This window comes from Rossellomorea sp. FM04394 (assembly GCF_041889765.1).
Lineage (GTDB): Bacteria > Bacillota > Bacilli > Bacillales > Bacillaceae_B > Rossellomorea > Rossellomorea aquimaris_B.
This window is the reverse complement of record NZ_CP168654.1, coordinates 3,270,596-3,294,076: the sequence shown is the minus strand read 5'-3', so window position 1 is coordinate 3,294,076 and position 23,481 is coordinate 3,270,596. Positions and strand designations below refer to the sequence as shown.

General features: G+C 42.5%; 24 protein-coding genes and 1 pseudogene. 20 read left to right on the top strand and 5 right to left on the bottom strand.

Going from position 1 to position 23,481, the window contains the following annotated elements; all coding sequences use genetic code 11:
* The first annotated feature begins 367 nt into the window (after positions 1-367).
* The 5 genes from ACCB35_RS16655 to ACCB35_RS16635 all read left to right on the top strand — a co-directional run bounded on the left by ACCB35_RS16655 (position 368) and on the right by ACCB35_RS16635 (position 5,029).
* Positions 368-1,042 carry a hypothetical protein gene (locus ACCB35_RS16655; protein WP_374054555.1) on the top strand — a complete coding sequence of 225 codons (675 nt, stop codon included), beginning with the start codon at positions 368-370 and terminating at the stop codon, positions 1,040-1,042.
* 157 nt (positions 1,043-1,199) lie between these two features.
* Positions 1,200-1,400 carry a hypothetical protein gene (locus tag ACCB35_RS16650; RefSeq protein ID WP_374054554.1) on the top strand — a complete coding sequence of 67 codons (201 nt, stop codon included), beginning with the start codon at positions 1,200-1,202 and terminating at the stop codon, positions 1,398-1,400.
* Positions 1,401-2,192: 792 nt separating this feature from the next.
* Complete coding sequence (locus ACCB35_RS16645; RefSeq protein WP_374054553.1) at positions 2,193-3,044, top strand: GIY-YIG nuclease family protein; 852 nt, start codon at positions 2,193-2,195, stop codon at positions 3,042-3,044.
* Positions 3,045-3,620: 576 nt separating this feature from the next.
* Entirely contained in the window at positions 3,621-4,760 is a 1,140-nt protein-coding gene (locus ACCB35_RS16640) for a restriction endonuclease (protein WP_374054552.1), read from the top strand.
* A 53-nt stretch (positions 4,761-4,813) separates the two neighbouring features.
* Positions 4,814-5,029 (top strand): hypothetical protein, encoded by a 216-nt coding sequence (locus ACCB35_RS16635; RefSeq protein ID WP_374054551.1) that lies wholly within the window; start codon positions 4,814-4,816, stop codon positions 5,027-5,029.
* A gap of 451 nt (positions 5,030-5,480) precedes the next feature.
* Here ACCB35_RS16635 and ACCB35_RS16630 read toward each other — a convergent pair whose 3' ends face one another.
* Positions 5,481-6,809 (bottom strand): cytosine permease, encoded by a 1,329-nt coding sequence (locus ACCB35_RS16630; protein ID WP_374054550.1) that lies wholly within the window; start codon positions 6,807-6,809, stop codon positions 5,481-5,483.
* 241 nt (positions 6,810-7,050) lie between these two features.
* On the opposite strand from ACCB35_RS16630, the gene ald reads away from it, so the two are divergent.
* Positions 7,051-8,169 (top strand): alanine dehydrogenase, encoded by a 1,119-nt coding sequence (gene ald, locus ACCB35_RS16625; protein ID WP_148970863.1) that lies wholly within the window; start codon positions 7,051-7,053, stop codon positions 8,167-8,169.
* A 162-nt stretch (positions 8,170-8,331) separates the two neighbouring features.
* Here the strand turns inward: ald and hxlB are convergent, their stop codons facing one another.
* Positions 8,332-8,889 (bottom strand): 6-phospho-3-hexuloisomerase, encoded by a 558-nt coding sequence (gene hxlB, locus ACCB35_RS16620; protein ID WP_374054549.1) that lies wholly within the window; start codon positions 8,887-8,889, stop codon positions 8,332-8,334.
* Between the two features lie 7 nt (positions 8,890-8,896).
* Complete coding sequence (gene hxlA, locus ACCB35_RS16615; protein ID WP_324744922.1) at positions 8,897-9,529, bottom strand: 3-hexulose-6-phosphate synthase; 633 nt, start codon at positions 9,527-9,529, stop codon at positions 8,897-8,899.
* A gap of 181 nt (positions 9,530-9,710) precedes the next feature.
* On the opposite strand from hxlA, the gene ACCB35_RS16610 reads away from it, so the two are divergent.
* The 4 genes from ACCB35_RS16610 (at position 9,711) to ACCB35_RS16595 (ending at position 12,897) form a co-directional block, all read left to right on the top strand.
* Positions 9,711-10,076 carry a winged helix-turn-helix transcriptional regulator gene (locus ACCB35_RS16610; RefSeq protein WP_374054548.1) on the top strand — a complete coding sequence of 122 codons (366 nt, stop codon included), beginning with the start codon at positions 9,711-9,713 and terminating at the stop codon, positions 10,074-10,076.
* Positions 10,077-10,244: 168 nt separating this feature from the next.
* A complete protein-coding gene (locus ACCB35_RS16605) occupies positions 10,245-10,925 on the top strand; it encodes a metal-dependent hydrolase (protein ID WP_374054547.1) in 681 nt (226 codons plus the stop codon).
* A 105-nt stretch (positions 10,926-11,030) separates the two neighbouring features.
* On the top strand, positions 11,031-11,279 hold the full coding sequence (locus ACCB35_RS16600; RefSeq protein WP_374054546.1) for a hypothetical protein: 249 nt from the start codon (positions 11,031-11,033) through the stop codon (positions 11,277-11,279).
* A 298-nt stretch (positions 11,280-11,577) separates the two neighbouring features.
* Complete coding sequence (locus tag ACCB35_RS16595) at positions 11,578-12,897, top strand: DRTGG domain-containing protein (protein WP_044339354.1); 1,320 nt, start codon at positions 11,578-11,580, stop codon at positions 12,895-12,897.
* Between the two features lie 72 nt (positions 12,898-12,969).
* Here the strand turns inward: ACCB35_RS16595 and ACCB35_RS16590 are convergent, their stop codons facing one another.
* A complete protein-coding gene (locus ACCB35_RS16590) occupies positions 12,970-13,275 on the bottom strand; it encodes a YtpI family protein (protein WP_044339353.1) in 306 nt (101 codons plus the stop codon).
* A 93-nt stretch (positions 13,276-13,368) separates the two neighbouring features.
* Between ACCB35_RS16590 and ACCB35_RS16585 the strand changes: the two genes are divergently transcribed.
* The 3 genes and pseudogenes from ACCB35_RS16585 to ACCB35_RS16575 form a co-directional block, all read left to right on the top strand.
* Entirely contained in the window at positions 13,369-14,310 is a 942-nt protein-coding gene (locus ACCB35_RS16585) for a bifunctional oligoribonuclease/PAP phosphatase NrnA (protein ID WP_374054545.1), read from the top strand.
* Positions 14,311-14,427: 117 nt separating this feature from the next.
* Positions 14,428-15,024, top strand: a complete 597-nt coding sequence (locus tag ACCB35_RS16580; RefSeq protein ID WP_374054544.1) for a class I SAM-dependent methyltransferase — start codon at positions 14,428-14,430, stop codon at positions 15,022-15,024.
* 61 nt (positions 15,025-15,085) lie between these two features.
* Positions 15,086-15,265, top strand: a pseudogene (locus ACCB35_RS16575) (bifunctional oligoribonuclease/PAP phosphatase NrnA); the annotation flags it as partial.
* A gap of 32 nt (positions 15,266-15,297) precedes the next feature.
* Here the strand turns inward: ACCB35_RS16575 and ACCB35_RS16570 are convergent.
* Positions 15,298-15,660, bottom strand: coding sequence for a hypothetical protein (locus ACCB35_RS16570; RefSeq protein ID WP_374054543.1), 363 nt, complete (start codon positions 15,658-15,660; stop codon positions 15,298-15,300).
* Positions 15,661-15,964: 304 nt separating this feature from the next.
* Between ACCB35_RS16570 and ACCB35_RS16565 the strand changes: the two genes are divergently transcribed.
* The 7 genes from ACCB35_RS16565 (at position 15,965) to ACCB35_RS16535 (ending at position 23,400) form a co-directional block, all read left to right on the top strand.
* Positions 15,965-16,234, top strand: a complete 270-nt coding sequence (locus tag ACCB35_RS16565; RefSeq protein ID WP_367379317.1) for a heterocycloanthracin/sonorensin family bacteriocin — start codon at positions 15,965-15,967, stop codon at positions 16,232-16,234.
* Positions 16,235-16,380: 146 nt separating this feature from the next.
* Complete coding sequence (locus ACCB35_RS16560; protein WP_374054542.1) at positions 16,381-18,291, top strand: putative thiazole-containing bacteriocin maturation protein; 1,911 nt, start codon at positions 16,381-16,383, stop codon at positions 18,289-18,291.
* Positions 18,288-20,234: a TOMM precursor leader peptide-binding protein gene (locus ACCB35_RS16555; RefSeq protein WP_374054541.1), complete on the top strand. Its 1,947-nt coding sequence runs from the start codon at positions 18,288-18,290 to the stop codon at positions 20,232-20,234. Before ACCB35_RS16560 ends, ACCB35_RS16555 begins: the two co-directional genes overlap by 4 nt.
* A gap of 20 nt (positions 20,235-20,254) precedes the next feature.
* Positions 20,255-21,826, top strand: a complete 1,572-nt coding sequence (locus ACCB35_RS16550; protein WP_374054540.1) for a SagB family peptide dehydrogenase — start codon at positions 20,255-20,257, stop codon at positions 21,824-21,826.
* A gap of 151 nt (positions 21,827-21,977) precedes the next feature.
* Positions 21,978-22,256 carry a helix-turn-helix transcriptional regulator gene (locus ACCB35_RS16545; protein WP_044339464.1) on the top strand — a complete coding sequence of 93 codons (279 nt, stop codon included), beginning with the start codon at positions 21,978-21,980 and terminating at the stop codon, positions 22,254-22,256.
* Between the two features lie 95 nt (positions 22,257-22,351).
* Complete coding sequence (locus tag ACCB35_RS16540; RefSeq protein WP_374054539.1) at positions 22,352-22,735, top strand: VOC family protein; 384 nt, start codon at positions 22,352-22,354, stop codon at positions 22,733-22,735.
* A gap of 119 nt (positions 22,736-22,854) precedes the next feature.
* Entirely contained in the window at positions 22,855-23,400 is a 546-nt protein-coding gene (locus ACCB35_RS16535) for a hypothetical protein (RefSeq protein ID WP_374057051.1), read from the top strand.
* The last annotated feature ends 81 nt before the right edge of the window (positions 23,401-23,481 follow it).

The following is a 23,481-nucleotide window of genomic DNA, read 5'->3' as shown; positions in this document are numbered from 1 at the left end:
GGTTTTGTAAAAAGGGATATCCAAAGAGCTTTAGTAATCAGTTATTCTTTAAATCATAAAACAAATACAGGCAGTTTTTTTATTACAAGGATGATAATCTTAATTAATTGGCGCTGATGTTGAATACTCTCGATAAATAATAATAGATTTATGTAATGCACCGTACAACGATACTATTCATTAGAAAGTATTTTTTACAACCGTGCGCTATTGAGGAAGACTATAAGCCTTGAAATTGGGGTCAGACCCTCGGTATGTTAAAGCATTAATGTATCGGAGAACTAATCCTAATAATTTTGTAGGAGGTAAAGAAGGTGAAATGGTTCTTTTGTCGTATAAAGTATATTAGACAAAGGAGAGAGTAAGTATGATGAATTTTGAGACGAAATATTTGATTAGATGGGGTATTCCTGGATGGGTGTTTATTGTTTTTAGCTATGTCTGCTATCTTTCATACGGTAATAACTTGTTTTTAGGGAATGAATTTACTGTTACTCAGTTACTTGGAATAATGATTTCTTTAGGGTTTGTTGGAATTGTATTGGGCTATTTAATGCACCAAATGTATTTTTCAGTTAATTGGATATTCAGCAAACAATCTTCGAAAATAATGGAAAAATTGTTCGATATCATTGAACATCCAGAAGGAATTAAAGGCATTGAAAAAAATAGGTTTGACCATCATAAGGCATACTTTATGTTTGAGTTTCATTGGCAAAAACAATTAATATTAAGCGATAAAGATCATCGAGATTATGTTTCTGAGCGATATAGATATATGTTATCTACCATCCATGGTTTGGGAGCGCTTTTGGTCTCAATTGTATTATCTATAATAACTGTATGCATACTAATATATATATATGGTCACAATTTATTTACGGTATTAATCATTCTGTTACTCCTATATTTAGGGTATTCAGTTTGGAAAGGATTTGGATATTATTCAGAGAATCTAATTTACTTTCAGGCCAACTTTGTTAACGCTTTTCATAATAATGAACTTCAGAAACCAATTAAAGATTACATAGAAATTAAATAGTGTGTTATCCAGGGTGCTTTTAAAAGTTCGGGATTCCACTTGCTACGGTTTAAAGACTGGGTAATGGGGTCTGACCTTAGGTGTGTTGAAGTATCAATGTACTGGGGGCCAGACCCTCAATACCGTAATGCTTTAATGTACCAAGGGTCAGACCCCCATGTTTGTTGGATTTGATGGGAATGAAGATGCGATGACTAGCATTCGGAATGGTAACCTATCTGCGACTGTTGCTCGGCAGCCTGAGAAGATTGGTCAGTTGGTCGTTCAGGCTGGGTCTGATGTATTGCAGGGGAAGAAAGTGAAAGAAAAGATTCCGGTACCGTTGAAGTTGGTTACGGAGGAGAGTGTTGAGGAATAGGTAAAATAATTGTGATAGGCAGCCCCTTTCGTTCGTTTTGTAAAAGGGGTTTTTTGTAGGAAAATAAATAGGAGATTCGAAAACCCCTGCTGATAAAATTTTTCTGCATCCAAGGAAGTCAGAATCAGGGATAAGAGCGGTAAGAAGTATAGCTAGCCCTATCCAACCTAAAAAAGAAAGACACCTTACATCACATTCTACTAGAATATAATTGGGTCGGTCTAACGCTACTTGAAATTTAGTATTTAAAAGCAGAATGAAATTTATCTATTGAGGCATTTGGATTATTTTTACATATTAGTGTCGGAGTTTATGTTAGTATATTAAAATCAATTGATGATCTAATAACATCGATTAAAAGAAAGATACATACCTTTAGACTAGGACGGACCGGATTAATTTTTTAATGAAAGGGAAAAGTTGTATGCCCATAAAAAATAGTATTCAAAAGAAACCAGACAAATTTGTAATGAACGAAGACACAGTTAACATCGCTGTAGCTTAATATTTAACATTGAAGGGTTTCATCTGCGAAAAACCTTTAAGAGGAATGGGGTTTGTCTGCATGTGGGTGGAAGAGCAACAAAATGTAGTAGTTGAAACACCTAAAGAAATAAAGGTTATACTGGATGAGTTTTTAGGATAATTATATAATATCATATTTAGTAAGAAGAAGTTTAGTAGCAATTGCTTTATTGTAAGATAGTACCTTTATATTTTAGGTATGTTAGGGATTTTTGAGAAATAAGTAATTTAATGCATTTTATAACTAAAAGAGGAGGATGTGGTCTTATGGATATAATGGATATAATTAATAGGTCTAGATTAAATAACGACCCAGCAACAAGTTATATCTTTGGAGCGAGGTTTGGTACTATCATACAAGATGCTTATACTAAAGATGATGCCACATCTATAGTAGAAGCTTTAAATGATTTGTGCAGTCCGATTTTATTAGACTGGGGATGGGCTTCTTCTGGTATATATAGTTTTTGGAATTTTGAAACAAAAGAAATTTTATATATAGGACTAGCAGTTAACTTAGCTGAAAGGTTTAAACAACACAACGGCATTATACGCACACGTCCGACTAGTTGCAAATATGAAAAGATAATTAATTATTTTAATTACAATGAGAAAATTGGATATTCTATACTAACGATGCCTTCTATTTGCCAACCCGTGATACGTAAAAATGTTGAAGAAGTCTTCAAAGGAGTAAAAGTTGAGCTTTCATATTTTAATGATGAACAATTTAAAAGAGATGTAAAATTAGTTGAAGGAATATTACTAGAAAGTTATAAAAAGAAGTTTGGTCAACTGCCACCTTGGAATGAACAATCGGGTAGCTTAGAAGGAGCTGAAAGGAGCACAGAAGGGAACTACAGGATTGTTGAAGGGTTTTCAACATCTAATTATCAACACCCTCTAGTAGCAAAGTGTACTATACGAGAACTTCAAAGTAACATGCACTATAGTTATGAAGAATTTCTAGATAAAGGAAGGCAATTAATGCTTACACACGGTACTTCATTTGAAGATGCGATGGAACACGTATTAAACGAAACAGGTGGGGAGGATCTAATTTATGATTTAATTATTAGGGAAGATTATATGTTGAAAACTCCAAACTGGGATTTGTAGGAATTGATATTGGCTTCTAGGTGAAAAAAGTATAAAAGAAACAATGATACAAGATTTAAAGGTTAATATCGTTAAAGAATAATAGGAGTGCATTTTTATTGAGTCATAAAGTGAAGTCTGAAATATTAGTAAATATTGGGGTCAGACCCTCGATACGGTAATGCTTTAATGTACCGAGGGTCTGACCCCGTTTTACACGTCTTTTAGGTCAGTCCCTAGATACATTAATGCTATAACGTACCGAGGATATAACCCCAATTCATTAATCTGCTTGGCAACATAGTAGGGGTTATTTAAATTGGATGGAGAATTATGTGAAAGAGGACAGATAATGATTCCGAAGTGTCTTCGTACGGTGAAAAGGACGTAATAATGGGGTCAGACCCTCGGTACGATGAAGCGTTAATGATCAGACACCATTTTTCTTCAAGGGTGGTTAAATTTGGTAGGAAGGTTGTTTATAACCTGGAGACATCTAGTTACTATACTGTATTTTAACAAAACACCATTGTAATAGAGTCTACATAGTCTATTATTATGGTAAAATATAACTAAAATTAGTAGGGGCTGCTATTTGTGAAAAAAGGTTATATAAATCAGAAGAAGTTGTCTGAAACGGTTGGCTGGGTTGAAAGTACAGGGAGAAGTTGGATAAAGAAGTTTAAAGAGTATATTCCAATGGTTAAAGAAGGAAAGAACAAATACTTTAATCAAGAATCAATTAGAGTTTTGTCCTTCATTAAAAGACTAAATGAAAAAGGAATGTCTGCAAATCAAATACACGAAATTATTAGAGCAAATGGTATTCCAGAGAATGAAGAGGCATTAATAGAGATTATTAATAGTCAATCAGTTCCTCATGTAATTGAATATGATCAATACATAGCTGATTCCCTACCATCTCAAAAAGAGTTGGTAATTCCTATCTTATCAGCATTAAAAGATGGAAATCCTTATACTACTTCTATGATAAATGCAGAGGTTGAGAAACTGTTCAAATTAGATGAAGAACAAAGAAATGTTACTTATTCTAATAGTAAAGACAGTATATTTATGACAAGAATGAGGTCAGCCCGATATTCACTTAAGAAACAAGAGTATATAGAAGAAGTTAGTAAATTTACATATCAAATTACTGAAGATGGACTAGAGTTATTAAATGATAGTTCTGATGAGAGAGTAGATGAAATTGAAGAACTTGAAAAAGTAGTCGATCCTTTTGAAATTATTCAAGAGAAGGTTGAAGAGATTGAAACAGATTTAATTAATGATTTAATTGATCATCTTAAACAAGCTCATTGGAGAAGGCTTGAAACTATAGTTGTTGAGCTACTTACATCTATGGGATATGGAGATGGTGAAGTTACTGAAAAAACAAATGATGGTGGATTAGACGGTGTTATAAAAGAAGATAAATTGGGTCTTGATAATATTTATGTTCAAGCAAAACGTTGGGAGAATACTGTAGGAAGACCAGATGTTATGGGGTTTTCAGGAGCACTAGATGCTAAAGGTGCAAGTAAAGGTATATTTATTACAACATCTAGTTTTTCTAAGGGTGCTGAAGAATATGTTGATAGATTAGAACGAAAAAAGATAATACTAATTGATGGACGAAAATTAGCAAAGTTAATGATAGAAAATAATATTGGTGTTACAAATAAGAAAAAATTTGTTGTAAAAGAAGTAGACTTTTCATATTTTGAAGGTGAATAAAAGGAAAAAAATCCCTTTGTGTCGAAATTAGTAGGATGAAGGGAGGTGTCCAAATGTCAGATATGATTACATTTACACATGCTAGTAGTAAAAAAGAGTTAGAAAGAAAACTTGATCAAGTTAAAGCCTCACACATGGCTATAAACCAAAATAAAGAAGTTATTGTTGAAGTTTTAGACCCTAATCCTGACCAAGTGACTTTAAAAGATAATTTTGCCACTAAGTTTACGATTAGTGTGTCAATAAAAAATTATGATGATGAAGAATAACTAAAAATCACCTAAACACACTCATTAATTTGAGGGTGTTTTTATTTTCCAAAGGAGATGAACAAATGAACAATATACAATACTTGGAATTAGAAACAAAAGGGATCCAGTTATCACAAGAATAATTAACTGTTTACCTTCAAGAAAACCACTTGCAGCCATTTGACGAATTTAACCCACAATCAGCCACGAATAAGAAGAAAATTTACCGATCAGCGTTATCCATTCTTGAATCCATTGCTAACAATCCTCGACAGCGAAGTAGTTTAGATTGATTTATTGAATTATCATTGTGTGTAGTTAATTCGATATATTAATTAAACCTAGTGTCGGGCATAATTTTGAGATACTGATACAATATTTTTAGCAGAGGGACTAGGTAATTCGCAATCTCCACTAATTGGAGTTTGTTAAACAGGAAAGAGTGAACATATTGGTTCACTCTTTTTCCTTAACTAAGTTTCTGAACAGCCTCCTGTCCTTCCATACTACCTCGCATCTTACTTAATACATAAACAACACAAGTAACCAAAAAACAACTAAACCCCGGCGAAAACGAATCAGGAATCACCAAATAAAACACCATCCCAATCCCCAACACAACCAACGCCTCACGATTAAAGTTCGACTCCCCACTCGCAAGCCGAACAAGCGCACTCTCAGAAATCTTCCCTTTCCTAATAACCAAATATTCAGCCACCACAATCGCCGATATCGGAATAATCAAGATCCCCAGATAAGAAATATACTCCTGCGCATTGTAAACCAGCTGCGGAAACGAACTTAAAATAATCCCCGCGACACTGAATAACATGGCACTTTGAATCCGCGACAGGGAGGGCAGTGCATTAAGCAAACTGTATCCCCCCGTATACGCATTACTAAGATTAATAGAAATCATCGATACCATCGCACAAGCCGTGATCACCAGGAGAAGCAGGCTGGAGTCGGTCAGTTGACTCGCTGCCACGAATGGGTTGAGGTCTTTGAACAAGCTGGCACTCAATCCTCCAAGTAGTGCGGTCATCATGAATCCGACGATGTTTCCAGCGTACAGGCCCCAGAATCCGTGGCGGTCGCTTTTGCTGTAGCGGGTGATGTCGGATGATGCGCTGACGCCTGAGATGTATTGGACGAAGACGAGGCTTGAGTAGAATAGGAACGTTCCGATGGAGAATGGTTCCTGGCCTTGGCTTAGTGTTGTGAGGGAATCGGCTCCTTTGGTTAGGAATAGGTAGAGGATGATTCCCTGGCCGATCACGAGGATCGGGATGAATAGTTTGGTCGCTTTTTTGACGGCTTCGAAGCCGATGAGTGCCAGAAGGGTCATGATGATGGCGAGTCCGATGGCGACGGGGACGAATGGGATGGTGTACGGTGTGACTTTTTCCACCATGGAGATGATGACGAAGGTTCCTCCGATGGTTTGGACGCTGAACCAGTAAAGGGACGTCAGGGACCGGATGGGGGATGCGATGAGCATCGACAGCCGGGTTCCGATGATGGACCTCAGGACGTATTGAGCGGGCAGGCCGTAGCGGGAGCCCGGAAGAGATAAGAATGATACGAATAGGAAGGCGACGCTTGCTCCCAGTACGGTTGCTGTAAAGGCTGCCTGAAAGGATAGTCCGCCTTCAAGGACAGCCAGTGCCGGGATGAGGAAGTTTCCTGCGTTTACGGAAAAAGCGAGCTGTATGATGAAGTATTCGATCCATGTGGTTGATTTTAATTGGGTTGGGACCTTTTCAAGTCCGAGCCGTTCGATCATGGGTTGTTTCATGAAAAAGTCTCCTTTGGGTATACTAAGATGCACTGTTTCTATTTTAAAGAATTTTTGGAAAAAAGCGAAGAAATAATCTTTAAATTTATTAAAGAAAAATAGAGATATTTCCTTATTTATTTGTTAGAATGTAAGTGCTTACAGGGTGAGTAATTGCCCTTCGCTATTATATATGAATAGTGTTATATTTAGGAAGTAAATGCTCCAAGGAGCAATAGTGCATTTAGGAGGTTGGCTTAGTATGCGTATTGGTGTACCAACGGAAATTAAAAATAATGAAAATCGGGTGGCTATGACTCCCGCAGGTGTTGTGAATCTGGTTCTTTTTGGACATGAGGTTTACATCGAATCAGGAGCTGGATTAGGCTCAGGATTCACAGACGAAGATTACGTAGCAGCAGGTGGACACATCGTTGATTCTGCAGCGGAAGCATGGTCCATGGACATGGTCATGAAGGTAAAAGAGCCGCTTCCAAGTGAGTACTCTTATTTCCGTGAGGGACTTATCTTATTTACATATTTACATCTTGCTCCAGAACCTGAATTAACGAAAGCGTTAATCGATAATAAAGTGATTGGAATCGCGTACGAAACGGTTGAACTGAATCGTGCCCTTCCATTATTGACTCCGATGAGTGAAGTGGCTGGACGTATGGCGACTCAAATCGGTGCTCAGTTCTTAGAGAAAATCCACGGTGGTAAAGGTGTGTTACTTTCAGGTGTCCCTGGGGTTCGCCGCAGTAAAGTAACGATCATCGGTGGAGGAGTTGCAGGTACGAACGCAGCGAAAATGGCTGTCGGACTTGGTGCCAACGTAACCATCCTTGACCTTAACCCGGATCGCCTTCGTCAGCTGGATGATATCTTCGGAAGCGACGTAACAACGCTTATGTCCAACCCGCTGAATATCGAACAAGCTGTTAGAGAAGCAGACCTTGTCATCGGAGCTGTTCTGATTCCGGGAGCGAAAGCACCTAAATTGGTAACAGAAGACATGATCAAAGCGATGACGCCTGGATCAGTTGTCGTTGATATCGCCATCGACCAAGGTGGAATCTTCGAAACAACGGACCGCATCACGACTCATGACGATCCAACTTATGTGAAGCATGGCGTTGTACACTATGCCGTTGCTAACATGCCTGGTGCCGTACCACGTACGTCTACTATCGCACTTACAAACGTAACAGTGCCTTACGCGGTTCAAATCGCAAACAAAGGCTACAAAAAAGCATGCTTAGACAACGAAGCGCTATTAAAAGGTATCAACACATTGAATGGATATGTAACATACCAAGCCGTAGCCGAAGCACACGCTGTAGACTACTCAGACACAAGAACACAATTAGAGCAACAATAACACCACGAAGCCGACTGCATGGAAATGTTCAGTCGGCTTTTTTATGTAAATATAGTAGAGATTATGCCTTAAGTTGATTGGACTGCAATACTTTACATAACAAAATGGGAATACACAGAAAAAGCCACATCCTGAAATGTGGCTTTTTCCGTATTTTTTACTCTATTCGAGATTTGCATGTTTCCCATACATTTTAGTAGAATCCAATCCCTTTTTCTCCATAAATCGCAGGATGATGGCATCATAAAATAACAACATCGTTTGCTCAAATAGAGAGCCCATTGGTTGGATCGTTTTGTAATCACCTTCGGACTGGTCTTTCGTTACTCCTGGTAATGTAACGGTCAAATCAGCTAATTCTCCAATGGTTGAATCAGGAGAAATGGTTATTGCTGCGACGGTACCTCCCAAGCTTTTTGCTTTCTCAGCAATGGCCACTAACGTTTTGGTTTCTCCTGAACCTGATCCAATGATTAATAGATCATCCTTTTCTAAGTTAGCTGTTACTGTTTCCCCAACGACATAGGCATCAATCCCCATGTGCATCATTCGCATCACAAAAGATTTTCCCATCAATCCAGATCTGCCGGCACCAGCCACAAAGATTTTCTTGGATTCTAATATCTGGTTTACTAATTTCTCTGCCTCTTCATCAGAGATTAAGTGTACTGTTTGACTTAATTCTTCCACGACTTTGGCTAAATATTGAGTAGACTTCATCGTTTCATTACCCTTGTTGAATTAATTCCTGCATTTCACGTGCAGTCGCTCTTTTATCTTCTTTGCCCGTGATCCCGCCACCTACAATGATGAGGTCAGGCTGTTCTTTAATAACTTCCGGGAGTGTTTCTAATTTGATTCCACCGGCAATTGCCGTTTTGGCATTTTTCACAACGCTTTTGATCGTGTGTAGATCTTCAAAGGAATTTTTTCCTACAGCTTGCAAATCATAACCTGTGTGTACACAAATATAATCGGCACCAAGTTCGTCCAATTCTTTCGCACGGGCGGCAACGTCTTTGACGGCAATCATATCAACAAGGATTTGTTTCCCTTGTTTTCGGGCTTCTTCTACTGCGCCTTTGATTGACTCGTCTTCTGCCGTTCCAAGAATCGTAATGATGTCAGCACCTGCAGCAGAGGCTTGGCTTACTTCATATCCAGCTGCATCCATAATTTTCAAGTCCGCTAATACGGTTAAGTCAGGGAATGCTGCTTTTACTTCTTTCACTGCTTTAAGGCCTTCATTGATCACCACAGGTGTACCAATTTCTACAACATCAATATACTCTTCTACCTCTTTTACTAATGCAATGGCTCCTGGAATATCTACAAGATCTAATGCTAATTGTAATTTCATTTATATTCGCTCCTTATCATAAATTTTAATTGGTTATGCTAAGTGTTGTCATGAGAATGTATTTACTCACTAGCATGCTGTTTAGTATAATCAGTATGTAAATAAATTTAAAGTACGCACTTTTATCGCATATAGTGACAAAAAGTATACTATTGGATGAAATAAAGGGGAGTTGACGTAAATGCCAAATTTAGGAGAGAAAAGTTTTAACTGTGAGAAAGAATTAACGCTCGCCGTAATCGGTGGTAAATGGAAAATGTTAATTTTATGGCATCTAGGCAAGGAAGGAACGAAACGATTTGGTGAATTAAAGTCCCTTATGCCGGGAATTACCCAAAGAATGCTTGTAAACCAATTACGCGAACTTGAAGATCATTTAATCGTACACCGAGAAGTTTATCCTGTAGTTCCACCAAAAGTTGAATACTCACTTACCGAGCATGGGGAAAGACTGTTGCCAATCTTAGAGGCTATGTATGAGTGGGGCAAAGATTATATCGTGAATGTATTGGAAAAGGAAACGGATGATCAATCAGCTGTAAAATAGAAAACCATACTTACCAAGGGTTACCTTGGTTTTTTTATTACTGTTTTATATGAGTAGAGACAACAACTTAATTGCTACTACTCGCTTATTTTTATAAAATTGGGGTATAACATAAAATAGCAAACGAGAGAAAGAAAAATAGATAAGTTTATTTGGAGGAGATGCAAAATGAAGATTTCATATCACGGACATTCAGTAGTGAAAATCGAAACAAACGGTAAAACGATTTTAATCGATCCATTTATCAATGGAAACGAACTGACAGATCTTAAAGTGGATGACGAAAAGCCGGATGTCATCATCCTTACACACGGTCACAACGATCACGTAGGTGACACCGTCGAGCTTGCGAAGAAAAACGACTCATTGGTGATTGCAAATCATGAACTGGCTACGTACTTAAGCTGGCAATTAGTGAAGACCCATCCGATGCACGTCGGTGGAGCCTATGAATTTGACTTCGGTAAAGTGAAGCTGACTCAAGCCTTCCACGGATCAGGTCTCATCACAGACGGCAACGAAATCATCTACATGGGTATGCCAGCAGGCGTTCTCTTAATGATTGAAGGAAAAACCATCTTCCATGCAGGGGATACAGGATTATTCTCCGACATGAAACTAATCGGGGAACGACATCCGATTGACCTTGCTTTCCTTCCAATCGGGGATAATTTCACAATGGGACCTGAAGATGCGGCCACGGCAGCAAGCTTCTTAAAAGCGAAGAAAGTCGTGCCGATCCATTATGATACATTCCCGCCAATCAAGCAGGATCCAAACAAATTCATCGAGCTGCTCGAGGATTCTGAAGGGCAAATCATGAAGGCCGGAGACGTAATCGAATACTAATAAAATAAGGGTGGTGCATTCGCATCACCCTTTTTCTCATGTTTACACAATATCCTCCACTCACTCGCATATACATGATACAAGCCCAGAGAGGAGGAAGAACGCATGAAACAACGATATATACTATGCTTACTCGTAACAGGAGCACTCATCTACTACGGAGCTCCCCGCATGTCCATTTTCGCTGAAGGCCTTCAAGGCACCTTTGCCATCAGCTGGCTCGTCCTCGCCACATTCGTCGCAGCAGGAAATCTCGCAGCCCTACTATACACACCTAAAGGAACAAGTAAGGGTAAAGGCAAGAAGTTGAAATCTACACCGGTTCGCAGAGTGAAATCAAGGTCGTTTGGTTGAGTTTTAGGGAGGGAGTGGTGCTTCTTAAAGGTAGAAGTTGCAAACCCAATAAGTTGATTGAAGCGGAAGGGGCTCGACTCCTGCGGGAATAGCCGGACAGGTGAGACCCCGGAAGCGCAGCTGAGGAGGCTCACCGCCGGCCCCGCGGAAAGCGAGCCCCTGCAGCGGAAATCAACCAGCACTCTCTAATCTAAAGTGGGGCTTTCACCACCGAAAGCCCCGATTAAATTGAAACACCAAGCTTTTCACATTATAATAAACATATAAACCAGGACGTTATAAAGAAGGGTGAAAAGCATTGGCTACTAAACACGAACAAATATTAGACTACATAGATACCTTACCAGTCGGTGAAAAAATCTCCGTCCGCCAAATTGCAAAAGCATTGACCGTAAGCGAAGGAACGGCATACAGAGCGATCAAGGATGCCGAAACCAAAGGATACGTCAGCACCATCGAGCGCGTCGGGACGATCCGGATCGAACAAAAGAAGAAAGATAACATCGAAAAACTCACCTATGCAGAAGTGGTCAATATCATTGATGGACAAGTATTGGGTGGAAGAACGGGATTACATAAAATGCTCAATAAGTTTGTCATCGGTGCGATGAAGCTTGAAGCGATGATGAGATACACGGAAGCAGGGAACCTGTTGATCATCGGGAACCGGACACAGGCCCATGAACATGCACTGAGAGCCGGGGCTGCCGTACTCATCACCGGTGGATTCGATACAGAAGATCATGTCAAGAAGCTCGCAGACGAACTGGAACTTCCAATCATCTCCACTTCCTACGACACCTTTACAGTGGCAACCATGATCAACAGGGCGATCTATGATCAGCTCATCAAAAAGGAAATCATCTTAGTAGAAGATATTTTGACAAAAGCGGATGACACGGCTTACCTGCATATCAATGATACGTTGGAGGAATGGTACGAAAAGAATCAGTATACGTTCCACAGCCGTTTCCCAGTAGTGGATAACAACCTGAAGGTACATGGGATGGTCACCTCGAAAGACGTCATGGGGCAGGAAAAGTATACAGGGATCGATAAGATCATGACGAAGCAGCCGATCACCGTCAGCCCGAATACAAGCGTAGCCTCAGCCGCCCATATCATGATCTGGGAAGGAATTGAATTGCTTCCCGTCGTGAATGAACAAAACAGGCTCCAGGGAATCATCAGCCGTCAGGATGTATTGAAGGCACTGCAAATGATCCAAAGGCAGCCACAGGTTGGGGAAACGATCGATGATCTGATCAGTAACGCAGTGGAGGCTGCAGCTGAAAAGAAGGGCGATAAAGAAGTCTACCAATTCGCCGTGACGCCTCAGATGACCACAGGTATCGGGACGATCTCCTATGGAGTGTTCACTACATTAATGACCGAAGCGGCCAATCGTGCGTTGAAGCCTTACAAAAAAGGCGATATCGTCATCGAAAACATGACCATCTATTTCATCAAGCCCGTCCAAATGGAGAGCATGCTCGAAATTCACCCCAAAGTGCTCGACGTCGGGAGGAAATTTGGTAAAGTGGATGTAGAAGTCTATTGTGAAGGTGTAATGGTAGGGAAATCCCTGATGATTTGTCAGCTGATTGATCGACACTAAAAGAGTTTTTGGATAAACAAAAGCTATGTAATCAAAAAAAAGACCGGATGAACATCCAGTCTTTTGTCGTATTTATTGCTTATCCAATTCCTTTGCTTCCCTTTGAGCATAAGGAAGCACGTGCTTGTACAACTTATACCCAGCCCAGCAGCTCCCAAGTCCAATCAGGATGAAAAGACCGCCGATGAAATACGTCAGCGTCCCAGGGAATAAAAACAGCTGATTGATCCCAAACAGGGCAACAAATAGCCCTAGTGCGATGCTTGCCTTCGCCGATAACCATTTCTTTTCCATTGGTCGATTCGTTCGGACCTGTCTGATTTTATAAAAGACATAAAAGGTGAATGCTACGACAATCAGTAGTGCGAGAAAATACATAGTTTTGTCCTCCATCGTTGACTTCTCTCGCTACTATTTTACAGATATCAGGACAGAATGCCAAATAAAAAATCCACTACAAAGGAGATTCCCATGAAAGAACAAATACTAGAGCTCATCAAACAATATGAAACGATTATTGTACATAGACATGTCCGCCCGGATCCTGACGCATACGGATCCCAGGGTGGCCTGGTGGAAATGCTGAAAACGTCCTTCCCGGATAAAAAGATCTATGCCGTCGGGCAAGAAGATGCAAGCCTTCATTATTTAAAACGCCTGGATGTCATTGAAGACCATGTGTTCGAAGGAGCGTTAATCATCGTTTGCGATACGGCGAATGAAGAACGTATCTGTGACAGTCGTTATAAGTTAGGGGATAAGCTCGTAAAAATCGATCATCACCCCAATGAAGATGCATACGGAGACTATTTATGGATCGATACATCCGCAAGCTCAGTAAGCGAAATGATCTATGAGTTCTACTTGTTCGGTAAGGATAAAGGATTAACACTATCTGATGAAGGCGCAAGACTTTTATTTGCCGGGATTGTCGGAGATACAGGAAGGTTCCTTTATCCAAGTACAACCCAGAATACGTTTGATATCGCAGGCGAATTGATTCGCTTTGATTTTGACCGTAATGAACTATTCAACAAAATGTACGAGATCGATGCCAATGTCATCAAGCTGCACGGATTTGTCCTTCAGAACTTCGAGATGGATGGGGACGGCTGTGCAAGCATGGTCATGACGAAAGAAATACTCGAGCAGCACCAGGTCATTCCTTCAGAAGCTTCTTTACTGGTCAGCACATTGGGGAACGTAAAAGGCATCAAAGCGTGGGTTTTCTTCATTGAAGAAAGTGATCAAATCAGGGTCCGCCTCCGTTCCAAAGGACCAATCATCAACACCATCGCCAAAAAATATAACGGCGGCGGACATCCATTGGCAGCAGGAGCTTCGATTTATTCTTGGGAAGAGAAAGAAAAAGTAATGAGCGATTTGAGAGACGTGTGCAGGAATCATGGGTAAGTTTTGGTGGAGCCGGCGGATGCCGGCTTCTTCTGTTTAGGTAAATGAGTTAGGTTGATGTATGGTGAAATCATGACCACCACATAGCTTGAATGTTTACGAATAGGAGAGTGGAAGATGGAACAGAACGTTTTTGAAGAGATGGCTAAAAGATACGATACAGAAGATAGAAAGGAATTGGCTAAAGTAATCGTTAAGGAAGTAAAACAGGAATTACAAGATAGCAATTCAAAATCTCTGATCGACTACGGGAGTGGTACCGGGCTAGTCAGCTTAGCATTAACAGATTTAGTCGATTCCATTTTGTTGGTCGATTCATCCGAACAAATGTTGGATGTTGCGAAAGCGAAAATCTCTCAAAAAGGGATCACCAACGCTGATGTCCTTTATTCAGATTTTACACAAGGAACTCCTGAACTTAAGGCAGACATCGTGTTAATGTCACTCGTCCTTCTTCATATTCCAGATACAAAAAACATCTTACAAGAGTTGTCCAACATTCTGAATGATGGCGGCAAGCTCATCATTGTTGACTTTGACAAAAACGACCGTGTCTACCATCCGAAGGTTCACAACGGTTTTAACCATGAAGAACTGAAAGAGAGACTATCCGATGCGGGATTTAAGTCGACTGAAATCAAGACATTCCATCATGGACATCGCATCTTTATGAATGAGGATGCCTCGATGTTTTTATCGAGTAGTATAAAATAATTCAACATCTTTATATAAGGAAACGAACATCAGGTGAACGGAAGATGTCCTGTAGATTGTTATCGAAGAACACGACCAGATCAGGGTTCGCCTTCGCTCGAAAGGTCCTGTCATCAACACTGTCGCCAAGAAGTACAATGGTGGAGGTCATCCACTCGCGGCTAGCGCATCGATTTACTCATGGGAGGAAAAAGAAGAAGTGATGAAGGATTTAAGAGGAGTTTGCAGGAACCATAAATAAGACTTAAGAAGAGCCGGCGGATGCCGGCTCTTTTATTTAATCGAATCATCAAGGAAAAGAACTGCTATCTGAAATGCCTTTATCCTCCTTTCAATGTAGGTTCTTTGTCCACTTCCTGGTTTTGTCTTCTCAAGAAAGGAAGGAAGCGTCAGCAGTAAACCTCCGAGCACCTCTTTTGCCTCTAATAAATCTTCATTGCTGACATCCAAATCCTTGCCTTCCCAATGTGCGTCAAGTACATCGGCACCAATCCGGGCTGCTTTCAATCGCTTCTCAAGCAACTTTGTCTGTGGCGCACCTGTCTTCATACTAGCGAGAGCGTTTTCCGATTTACGTATGACTGACCGAAACGCCTCAATTGATTGCTGCTGTTCTGCGACCGTCATTTTTTCCATGAACCAATCACCTCTTTTTCTATATGTAGTGTATCAAAAACGCTGAAGTAATTTAATCTGATTTTTAGAGATGTCGGGAGGGTTAATGCTCAGTAGGAAGTGAACAGTTCCCAGATAACCATCTTCTTTATGTCATGTCCCTATAAAATAGGCTTATGCATCAGTAACAATACCCAGCAAAATGACATAAATTGTTTGGGAGTGTTCACATTTATAGTGAATGAACCTATATGACTGAAATTTTTCTTAGAGAGCTCAATTGTTTTTAGTCGGGAGAGACTTTGGGTAACTTTTTTAGGAGGTAATGAAGAAGATGAATAATTTTCATAATGAACTTCAACATTTGAATGTAGGTGATTTCCAGGCGACACAGCCCGTTTCCTGGGATCAAAACATGTATGATCCGAATGACGAGCGGCTTTTCCTAGGATTTGGAGGCTGTTTTGGCTTTGGTTTTTCATGTTTCTTTAGCTGTTTTGGCTGCGGCGGATGCTTCCGTTGCGGAGGCTGCGGCAGATGTGGCGGATGTGGCCGGTGTGGCGGTTGCGGCAGATGTGGACGCTGCGGTCGATAATCGGCTTTTAGAATATCGTTTTCAAATGGATCCCTGTATGAGTTCATGCAGGGGTCTTTCTTTTATACATAAGGGACAAATTGACACTCATACGATGGTAATGACAGCCAAAATACAAGAGATAAGCGGGGGTAAGGAGGAGCACTATGGGAAAATTGGACCCTTCTATGCGTTTAAAAGTGAAAAGGGATACGTTTTACCTCCCCGAACCGAACAGCGGTGTTTACTTCAGGAATAACCTATGCTCTTTCCGTATGGAAGGTAACGGGATTGATCAATGGGTTGAGAAGCTGCTGCCGATGTTCAACGGGGAGTATTCCCTTGAGTATTTGACGAATGGATTGCCTGGACCTTATCAAAACAGGGTCATGGAAATAGCAGAGGTACTTCATGGAAATGGATTTGTCCGGGATGTAAGCAGGGATCTGCCACACCAGCTGCCCCGGCATGCAGTGGAAAAATTCGCCTCACAAATCGAATTTGTCGATAGCTTGGCAGAATCGGGTTCTGCCAGATTTGAAACTTACCGCGGGGCCAATGTCCTGGCAGTGGGATCTGGTCCTTTTCTGACTTCATTGGTTTCATCCCTCATTGAATCGGGACTGGCAAAGCTGCAGGTACTTGTGACCGACGAGGTACCTACGAACAGACGCCGGCTGATCGAGCTTGTGGACCATGCCCGGAAAACGGATCCGGAGGTAGAGCTCATGGAAGTCCGATTCAGTGAAGGCGGGTGGCGGGAGACCCTGGAGCCTTTCGATTCGATTTTATATGTAAGTGAAAAAGAAAACCATGAGGAACTCGACCTCATCCATGCGATTTGCAGGACGGATCACAAGCTGTTTATTCCGGCCATTTGTCACAAGGAGAAAGGAATGGCCGGACCCATCATCCATCCTGATACTGAGGCAGGGTGGGAATCTGCATGGAGGCGCATCCACGCAACGGCCTTGCGGAAAGATGATGGCAAATCTTTTGAGTCGGCGATCCCGGGAGCCATGCTTGCGAACATGATCGTCTTTGAATTATTCAAAGAGATAACAGGAGTGGCAAAAGCCGATCAGCGAAATCGGATCTTTCTCCTGGATAAAGAGACTCTTGAAGGAAGCTGGCATTCCTTTTTACCACATCCGCTGGAGACAGGGCGTTTAGCAGCTGAAGCTGTTCATGGCCTGGAGACGCGGCTGGAACAGGTGTCAGAAAGGTCTGATCCTGAAAAAATGCTGTATTTCTTCAGTCTGCTGACGTCAAAAGAGACTGGGGTATTTCATGTGTGGGAGGAAGGGGATACGAAGCAGCTGCCACTCGCTCAATGCCGTGTTCAGCCCGTCGAGGGACTGTCTGAGGGTCCGGCAGAACTGCTGGATGAGGTGATCTGCAGTGGCTTGACTCATGCAGATGCACGTCGCGAAGCCGGGTTAAAAGGAATTGAGGCATACGCTGCAAGACTTGGCAGTTTGATCGTTCCTCATCAGACAGGTGATTATATGGGCATCGGAGCTGGAGCGACGTTTGCAGAATGTGTGGGACGCGGGCTTCATCAGTGCCTGAATGATGTGCTGCGAAAAAGAGAGTCGGTTCAAAAAAGCACCATTACCCGTCTTGCATTAGATACGGTGGAAGATGAAACATGCCGTTTTTATGTAAAAGCATTGACCACCATGGAAGGACAACCGGAAATCGGTGTAGGGGAGGATGTGGCTGGATTTCCCGTCGTCTATGTCCGGGGTAAGAAAGGCTGGTATGGGAATACCGGTTTTACCATCACCATGGCGCTGAGGAACTCTCTGCAGAATGCACTCTTTCAAGCTCAGAACGATACGGATGCCGTCGACGCAAACCCTGTTGCCGTTGCTTTAGAGGAACAGAATGTGCAAAGAGTAACCATCCCAGCCAGTGAAGACAGTATCCAGCCTGAAAACCTGAAAGAAGCAATCAACACCTTAAAACGGAATCAAAAGCGGATAGTAGTGTACGAACTGAATATGGAACCTGCTTTTAAACAGGAGCTCGCAGGTGTGTTTGGTGTTCTGCTGCGAGAGGAGGAAGTGCGATGAGTTCGTTCGTGGTAATCGTGGGGGAGGGGATGCTTTCGGACCGTGTATGTGCGGAAATTTCAGCCCGGTACCCCGTATTCAGGCAAAAAAACGTAGAAAAAAACATCCCGGCCAATACCGACTTGGTGCTGATCCTGGATGATAGATGGAATCCAGGCGTTCATCAGATGGCAGAAGAAGTGATGAGGGGGACCCAGGTTCCATGGCTGAGAGGCTTCGTTTCCTTTGGGGAAGGAGTCATCGGACCCCTGGTACAGCACGATACACCGGGATGCTCACAATGTGCCGATGTGAGGCGTCTCCTTGGCGGAAAGGAACGACATGAGATGCGGGGAGTCCAAAGGAAACTCGCGGAAGACGGTGGAATGACGAAAGATCCGTGGGCTTCGAAAACCGGTATCTTGCACATGGCTCACATTATCACCTCAGAAGCTGTCAGGATCCTTGAGGGTGACGAGGCACATTCAAAAGGACGGGTATGTCACACTGACATGAGAACGTTGAACAGCTCCTGGCACTCCTTCGTTCCAGACTCGTTGTGCCGGGTTTGCAGCCGGATTCCGGACGATTCGCCGGAGTTAGCACGGATTTCACTCATGCCCAGCCCGAAAATCCGTGCAGACAGTTTCCGCTGTACACCCCTGGATGAGCTGAAAAACGTGCTCATAAGCGACTATCTGGATAATCGGACGGGACTTTTCAACAGCAAAATGTATGACCTGGTGACGCCATTTGCCGATGCGAGCGTCAACATGCCGATGTTTTCCGGGGATGAAGGGACGGCGGGCCGGACACAGGTTTACTCGGACAGCGAGCTGACCGCCATCCTTGAAGGATTGGAGCGTCACTGCGGGTTGGAGCCCCGGGGCAAACGGACCGTCATCCATGACTGCTACCGGAACGTGAAGGATCATGCACTTGATCCCCTAAAGGTCGGCGTGCACACAGATGAACAGTACGCAACGCCAGGTTTCCCATTTGAAAAGTTCGACCCTGACAGGGAGATTGACTGGGTATGGGGATATTCACTCATGGAAGAGCGGCCGATTCTCGTACCTGAGCTCCTTGCCTATTACAGCCTGGGCTGCGGCTCATCCGGTTTTGTTTATGAAACGTCCAATGGCTGTGCCCTTGGCGGAAGCCGGGAGGAAGCAATCTTCTACGGAATCATGGAGGTAGTCGAACGGGATTCATTCCTGATGACCTGGTATGCAGAGCTCAACCTGCCGCGCCTTGACCCCCTTACATCAGAGGACGAAGAGCTGCAATTAATGACTGAACGGATGCGGGCGGTCGCAGGTTATGATCTCTATTTGTATAACTCCACCATGGAGCACGGCATTCCAAGCGTCTTTGCCATGGCAAAGAACCGAAAGGATGAAGGATTGAATCTGATCCTCGCGGCAGGTGCCCATCTGGACCCGGTAAGAGCGGCGAAAAGCGCGATTCAGGAGCTTGCGGGGATGATGCTGAATCTCGATGAGAAATTGGAGCAGAACAAGACGAAATATGAAAAAATGCTTTATGATGATTCCCTTGTAAGGCAGATGGATGATCACGGTATGCTGTATGGATTACCACAGGCTGAAGAACGATTCACGTTTTTACAGGGTGACAGCCGGTCCCTGCGAAGTTTCCAGGGAGAATTCGATTGGAGATCTGAACACAGCGATCTGACGGATGACCTGAAGGACATTCTTGAAAGATTTCGAAGCCGGGACCTTGACGTCATTGTCGTGGATCAAACCGCACCAGAACTTGAAAAGAACGGACTACACTGCGTAAAAGTCCTGATTCCCGGCATGCTTCCCATGACATTCGGGCATCACCTTACCCGTCTGACTGGCCTTGATAGGGTCCTGAACGTCCCGGCGGAACTGGGATATAGGGACGGACCCCTGACATTCGATGAGCTCAACCAGAAACCGCATCCGTTTCCTTAAGGTACGAGGAGGTGAGGAGGATGAGTCTGGAACAATTCTTGCACAATCTGCAATTTGATATCAATCGGGCCAATCAGCCTAACTGGGAAGTGGACTGGGACGATGCCCCCCTTCCCTATAAGCTGTACCGGGGATTGCAGGTGGTCCCATTGTCTACAGAAGTACCGCTGTCACTCCCCGAGGGACAGCCGCCCTTACAACCCACTTTGGAAAGGATCGGTCATTTTCTCTGGTACGTCTACGGCATCACCGGGGTAAGTCAGTCGGTGTATCCCGATGAATATCAGGAAGAGGAGGATTACCCGATCCACTCGTATCGGCGGTTTGCTCCATCCGGAGGGGCGCTGTATCCAAATGAACTATATCTCTATTTAAAGCTCGATGATTTGCCCCATGGAATCTACCATTATGATGCCGCCCACCATCGCCTCGTCCTGCTCCGGGAAGGGGATTTCGATTCGTACTTAGAACGGGCACTCGGCAATCGCTGCGATATCTCGACGTGTTTTGCCACGGCCTTCGTCTCCACAAGATTTTGGAAAAACTTTTTTAAATACAACAACTTTTCCTACCGGCTGCAGGGACTGGATGCCGGTGTCGTAACGGGGCAGCTCTTGGAAACGGCCAAACGGTTCGGATTTGAGTCTGGGGTCTATGTTCAATTCCTCGATTCAGCAGTCAACCGCCTGATCGGACTGAGTGAGGAAGATGAAAACGTCTATGCCGTCATTCCGCTTTCCGTTGCAGCAACGAATTGGGCTGGAACCGGGGTGGCAAGGACATTCACTGCTGAAGAACTATTCCGGGAGCTGCCAGCACTTTCTGTAGCACACTACGAAAGGTCTAAAAGAGTTAGGGAGTTTCCTAAGTTACTGGCGGTGAATGAAGCTTCCAAAATACATTCAACAGGTGATTTTCATACACTCGGAAAACAACCGGATTTTAGAACCGGTGAAAAAGAAATCCCTCTGCCGGAGATTGAGTCCTATACGTATGATTTTATTGAAGCATGCAAAAATCGCCATTCTCCTGAAATGGATTTTGTCATGGGGAAGGTCAGTCAGGAGCGCCTATCGACTTTACTCAAACTGGCTACCCATTCATACGCATTCAGAAGTGACATAGAGGACGTCTATGTCGGCAAAGAACCCCGAGTTTCAATCTATGGCTGTTTGTATAATGTAGAAGGCATTCCAAATGGGGCATACGTATATGACAGCGTGCGTCATTCCTTGCGGGAAATCGCCACAGGGGATTATCGTCTCCAGCTGCAATCAGGTCTGTCACTGGATAACGTCAATCTGCTTCAGGTGCCGCTCTGCCTTCACATCATCGGAAACAAAAATCACTATCAAGACGCCCTGGGATACAGAGGCTACCGGATCATGCAAATGGAAGCGGGAATGCTTGTACAGCGCCTGTTATTGGCCACATCTGCCATCGGATTGGGCGGACACCCACTGCTTGGGTTTGATACGAAATTGACGGATGAAATTTACAAACTGAATTCAAAGGACAGAACGACTTTGATCCAGATCCCTATCGGACCTTATCGGGAGAAGGCTTGGATGAGGGGGAGTTTGTTGAGTTAAAAATGATTAAGGGTAGCCACGGGGACAGGTACATTGGCTCTTTAAATAGGAGCCGCGGTACCTGTCCCCGTGGTTCTTCTCAATGCATAATAAGCAACTTTTTAGTTGCGTATACTTGACGTGCAACCTGATAGTTGCATATAATCAATATATGAATTGGGACAAAGACGCAATATTTAAAGCACTTAGTGATTCTACCAGACGGCTTATATTGGACGAGCTATCAGAACGTAACGAGCTGACGTTATATGAGCTTACGGCACGCCTCATTATGAAGCACAACCTCTCCATTTCACGACAAGCGATAGCTAAACACCTTTCTGCTTTGGAAGAGGCGGGGCTTGTCACATCAAAAAGAAAGGGGAAATATCGAGTACTTATCTTTCATAACGAACCACTGAGAAACTTACTGAAAGGTTGGGTAGAATAATTTTAAAGTACCTTAACCGGGATTAGAGATGGATGAAATGCTTTCTGATTGTTAGCAAAGCATGATGAGTTGCAGATAACATAGGAGGGGAAAATATGAGAATCATCGTTACAAGCATATTCGTAGAAGATCAAGATAAGGCATTAGAGTTTTATTCGGAAACGTTAGGTTTTGTGAAAAAGCATGACGTCCCTACAGGAGAACACAGATGGATAACGCTTGTTTCCCCAGATGAACAAGAGGGAACTGAGCTTTTACTCGAACCGAATGAACACCCGGCGGCAAAAGAGTATCAACAAAAGTTATTTGAGGACGGCATACCCGTCACAATGTTTGGCGTTTCGGATATTCACAAAGAGTATAAACGATTAGTTGAAAAAGACGTGCAGTTCACTATGGATCCAACAAAAATGGGCGAAATCACAATAGCCGTTTTCAACGATACTTGCGGCAACCTTATTCAGATCATTCAGCAGTAATATGGGCAATCATGCAACTAAATGAAAGAGAAATTTGTTCATTAAATGATCAATTGGGGTCTCTTCGCAAAGATATTCACGAAAAATATTCTTTATGTGACTCGTTAGGTGGTATGAAAATGGATAGTCAAATCAAATTGGAATTTGAAAAATCAAAATCAGGCGATAAAGATGAGCGTTATGAAGCTTATCAAAAGATTCTAGCTGTAACGGATCAAAAAGTTAATTGGGCGTATGAAGTATGGGATCAACTAGTAGAGGATTTAACTCATAAGGATAACCATCAACGTTCCCGGGCTGCACAATACTTGGCTAATCTAGCTAAAAGCGATCCAGAGATGAAAATGATGGAAGATTTCCCTAAGTTGTGGGAAGTAACAAAAGATGAAAAGTTTGTTACAGCCAGACACAGCCTCCAATCAATTTGGAAGGTGGGAGCTGCTGGTACACCGCAAAAAGAAATGGTGATGGAACATATGGTTGAACGTTTTAAAAATGGAACAGACGAAAAAAATTTCACTTTAATTCGTAATGACATCCTTCAAAATATGAAAAATTTATATGACCATTTTAATGATGAGAGCATCAAACAAACGGCTTTAGAATTGATCGATACGGTTGATGACAAAAAGTACGAAAGAAAATATATGGCTATATGGAAGTAGTTAAACTATTTCAAGGTTTTGCAGCTGAAGGTAGGAGTGTCTTCAGCTTTTAATTTATTAATGTGTGATAGAGCGGGGACG

Excerpts from the sequence above, each read along its gene's own strand:
- ACCB35_RS16600 (WP_374054546.1), top strand. The coding sequence starts at position 11,031 with ATGAAACAACGATATATACTATGCTTACTCGTAACAGGAGCACTCATC.
- ACCB35_RS16635 (WP_374054551.1), top strand. The coding sequence starts at position 4,814 with ATGTCAGATATGATTACATTTACACATGCTAGTAGTAAAAAAGAGTTA.
- ACCB35_RS16585 (WP_374054545.1), top strand. The coding sequence starts at position 13,369 with ATGAAAGAACAAATACTAGAGCTCATCAAACAATATGAAACGATTATT.
- ACCB35_RS16650 (WP_374054554.1), top strand. The coding sequence starts at position 1,200 with ATGTTTGTTGGATTTGATGGGAATGAAGATGCGATGACTAGCATTCGG.
- ACCB35_RS16570 (WP_374054543.1), bottom strand. The coding sequence starts at position 15,660 with ATGGAAAAAATGACGGTCGCAGAACAGCAGCAATCAATTGAGGCGTTT.
- ACCB35_RS16645 (WP_374054553.1), top strand. The coding sequence starts at position 2,193 with ATGGATATAATGGATATAATTAATAGGTCTAGATTAAATAACGACCCA.
- ACCB35_RS16630 (WP_374054550.1), bottom strand. The coding sequence starts at position 6,809 with ATGAAACAACCCATGATCGAACGGCTCGGACTTGAAAAGGTCCCAACC.
- ACCB35_RS16610 (WP_374054548.1), top strand. The coding sequence starts at position 9,711 with ATGCCAAATTTAGGAGAGAAAAGTTTTAACTGTGAGAAAGAATTAACG.
- ACCB35_RS16555 (WP_374054541.1), top strand. The coding sequence starts at position 18,288 with ATGAGTTCGTTCGTGGTAATCGTGGGGGAGGGGATGCTTTCGGACCGT.
- ACCB35_RS16560 (WP_374054542.1), top strand. The coding sequence starts at position 16,381 with ATGGGAAAATTGGACCCTTCTATGCGTTTAAAAGTGAAAAGGGATACG.
- hxlA (WP_324744922.1), bottom strand. The coding sequence starts at position 9,529 with ATGAAATTACAATTAGCATTAGATCTTGTAGATATTCCAGGAGCCATT.
- ald (WP_148970863.1), top strand. The coding sequence starts at position 7,051 with ATGCGTATTGGTGTACCAACGGAAATTAAAAATAATGAAAATCGGGTG.
- ACCB35_RS16540 (WP_374054539.1), top strand. The coding sequence starts at position 22,352 with ATGAGAATCATCGTTACAAGCATATTCGTAGAAGATCAAGATAAGGCA.
- ACCB35_RS16590 (WP_044339353.1), bottom strand. The coding sequence starts at position 13,275 with ATGTATTTTCTCGCACTACTGATTGTCGTAGCATTCACCTTTTATGTC.
- ACCB35_RS16535 (WP_374057051.1), top strand. The coding sequence starts at position 22,855 with ATGGATAGTCAAATCAAATTGGAATTTGAAAAATCAAAATCAGGCGAT.
- hxlB (WP_374054549.1), bottom strand. The coding sequence starts at position 8,889 with ATGAAGTCTACTCAATATTTAGCCAAAGTCGTGGAAGAATTAAGTCAA.
- ACCB35_RS16580 (WP_374054544.1), top strand. The coding sequence starts at position 14,428 with ATGGAACAGAACGTTTTTGAAGAGATGGCTAAAAGATACGATACAGAA.
- ACCB35_RS16565 (WP_367379317.1), top strand. The coding sequence starts at position 15,965 with ATGAAGAAGATGAATAATTTTCATAATGAACTTCAACATTTGAATGTA.
- ACCB35_RS16545 (WP_044339464.1), top strand. The coding sequence starts at position 21,978 with ATGAATTGGGACAAAGACGCAATATTTAAAGCACTTAGTGATTCTACC.
- ACCB35_RS16605 (WP_374054547.1), top strand. The coding sequence starts at position 10,245 with ATGAAGATTTCATATCACGGACATTCAGTAGTGAAAATCGAAACAAAC.
- ACCB35_RS16655 (WP_374054555.1), top strand. The coding sequence starts at position 368 with ATGATGAATTTTGAGACGAAATATTTGATTAGATGGGGTATTCCTGGA.
- ACCB35_RS16550 (WP_374054540.1), top strand. The coding sequence starts at position 20,255 with ATGAGTCTGGAACAATTCTTGCACAATCTGCAATTTGATATCAATCGG.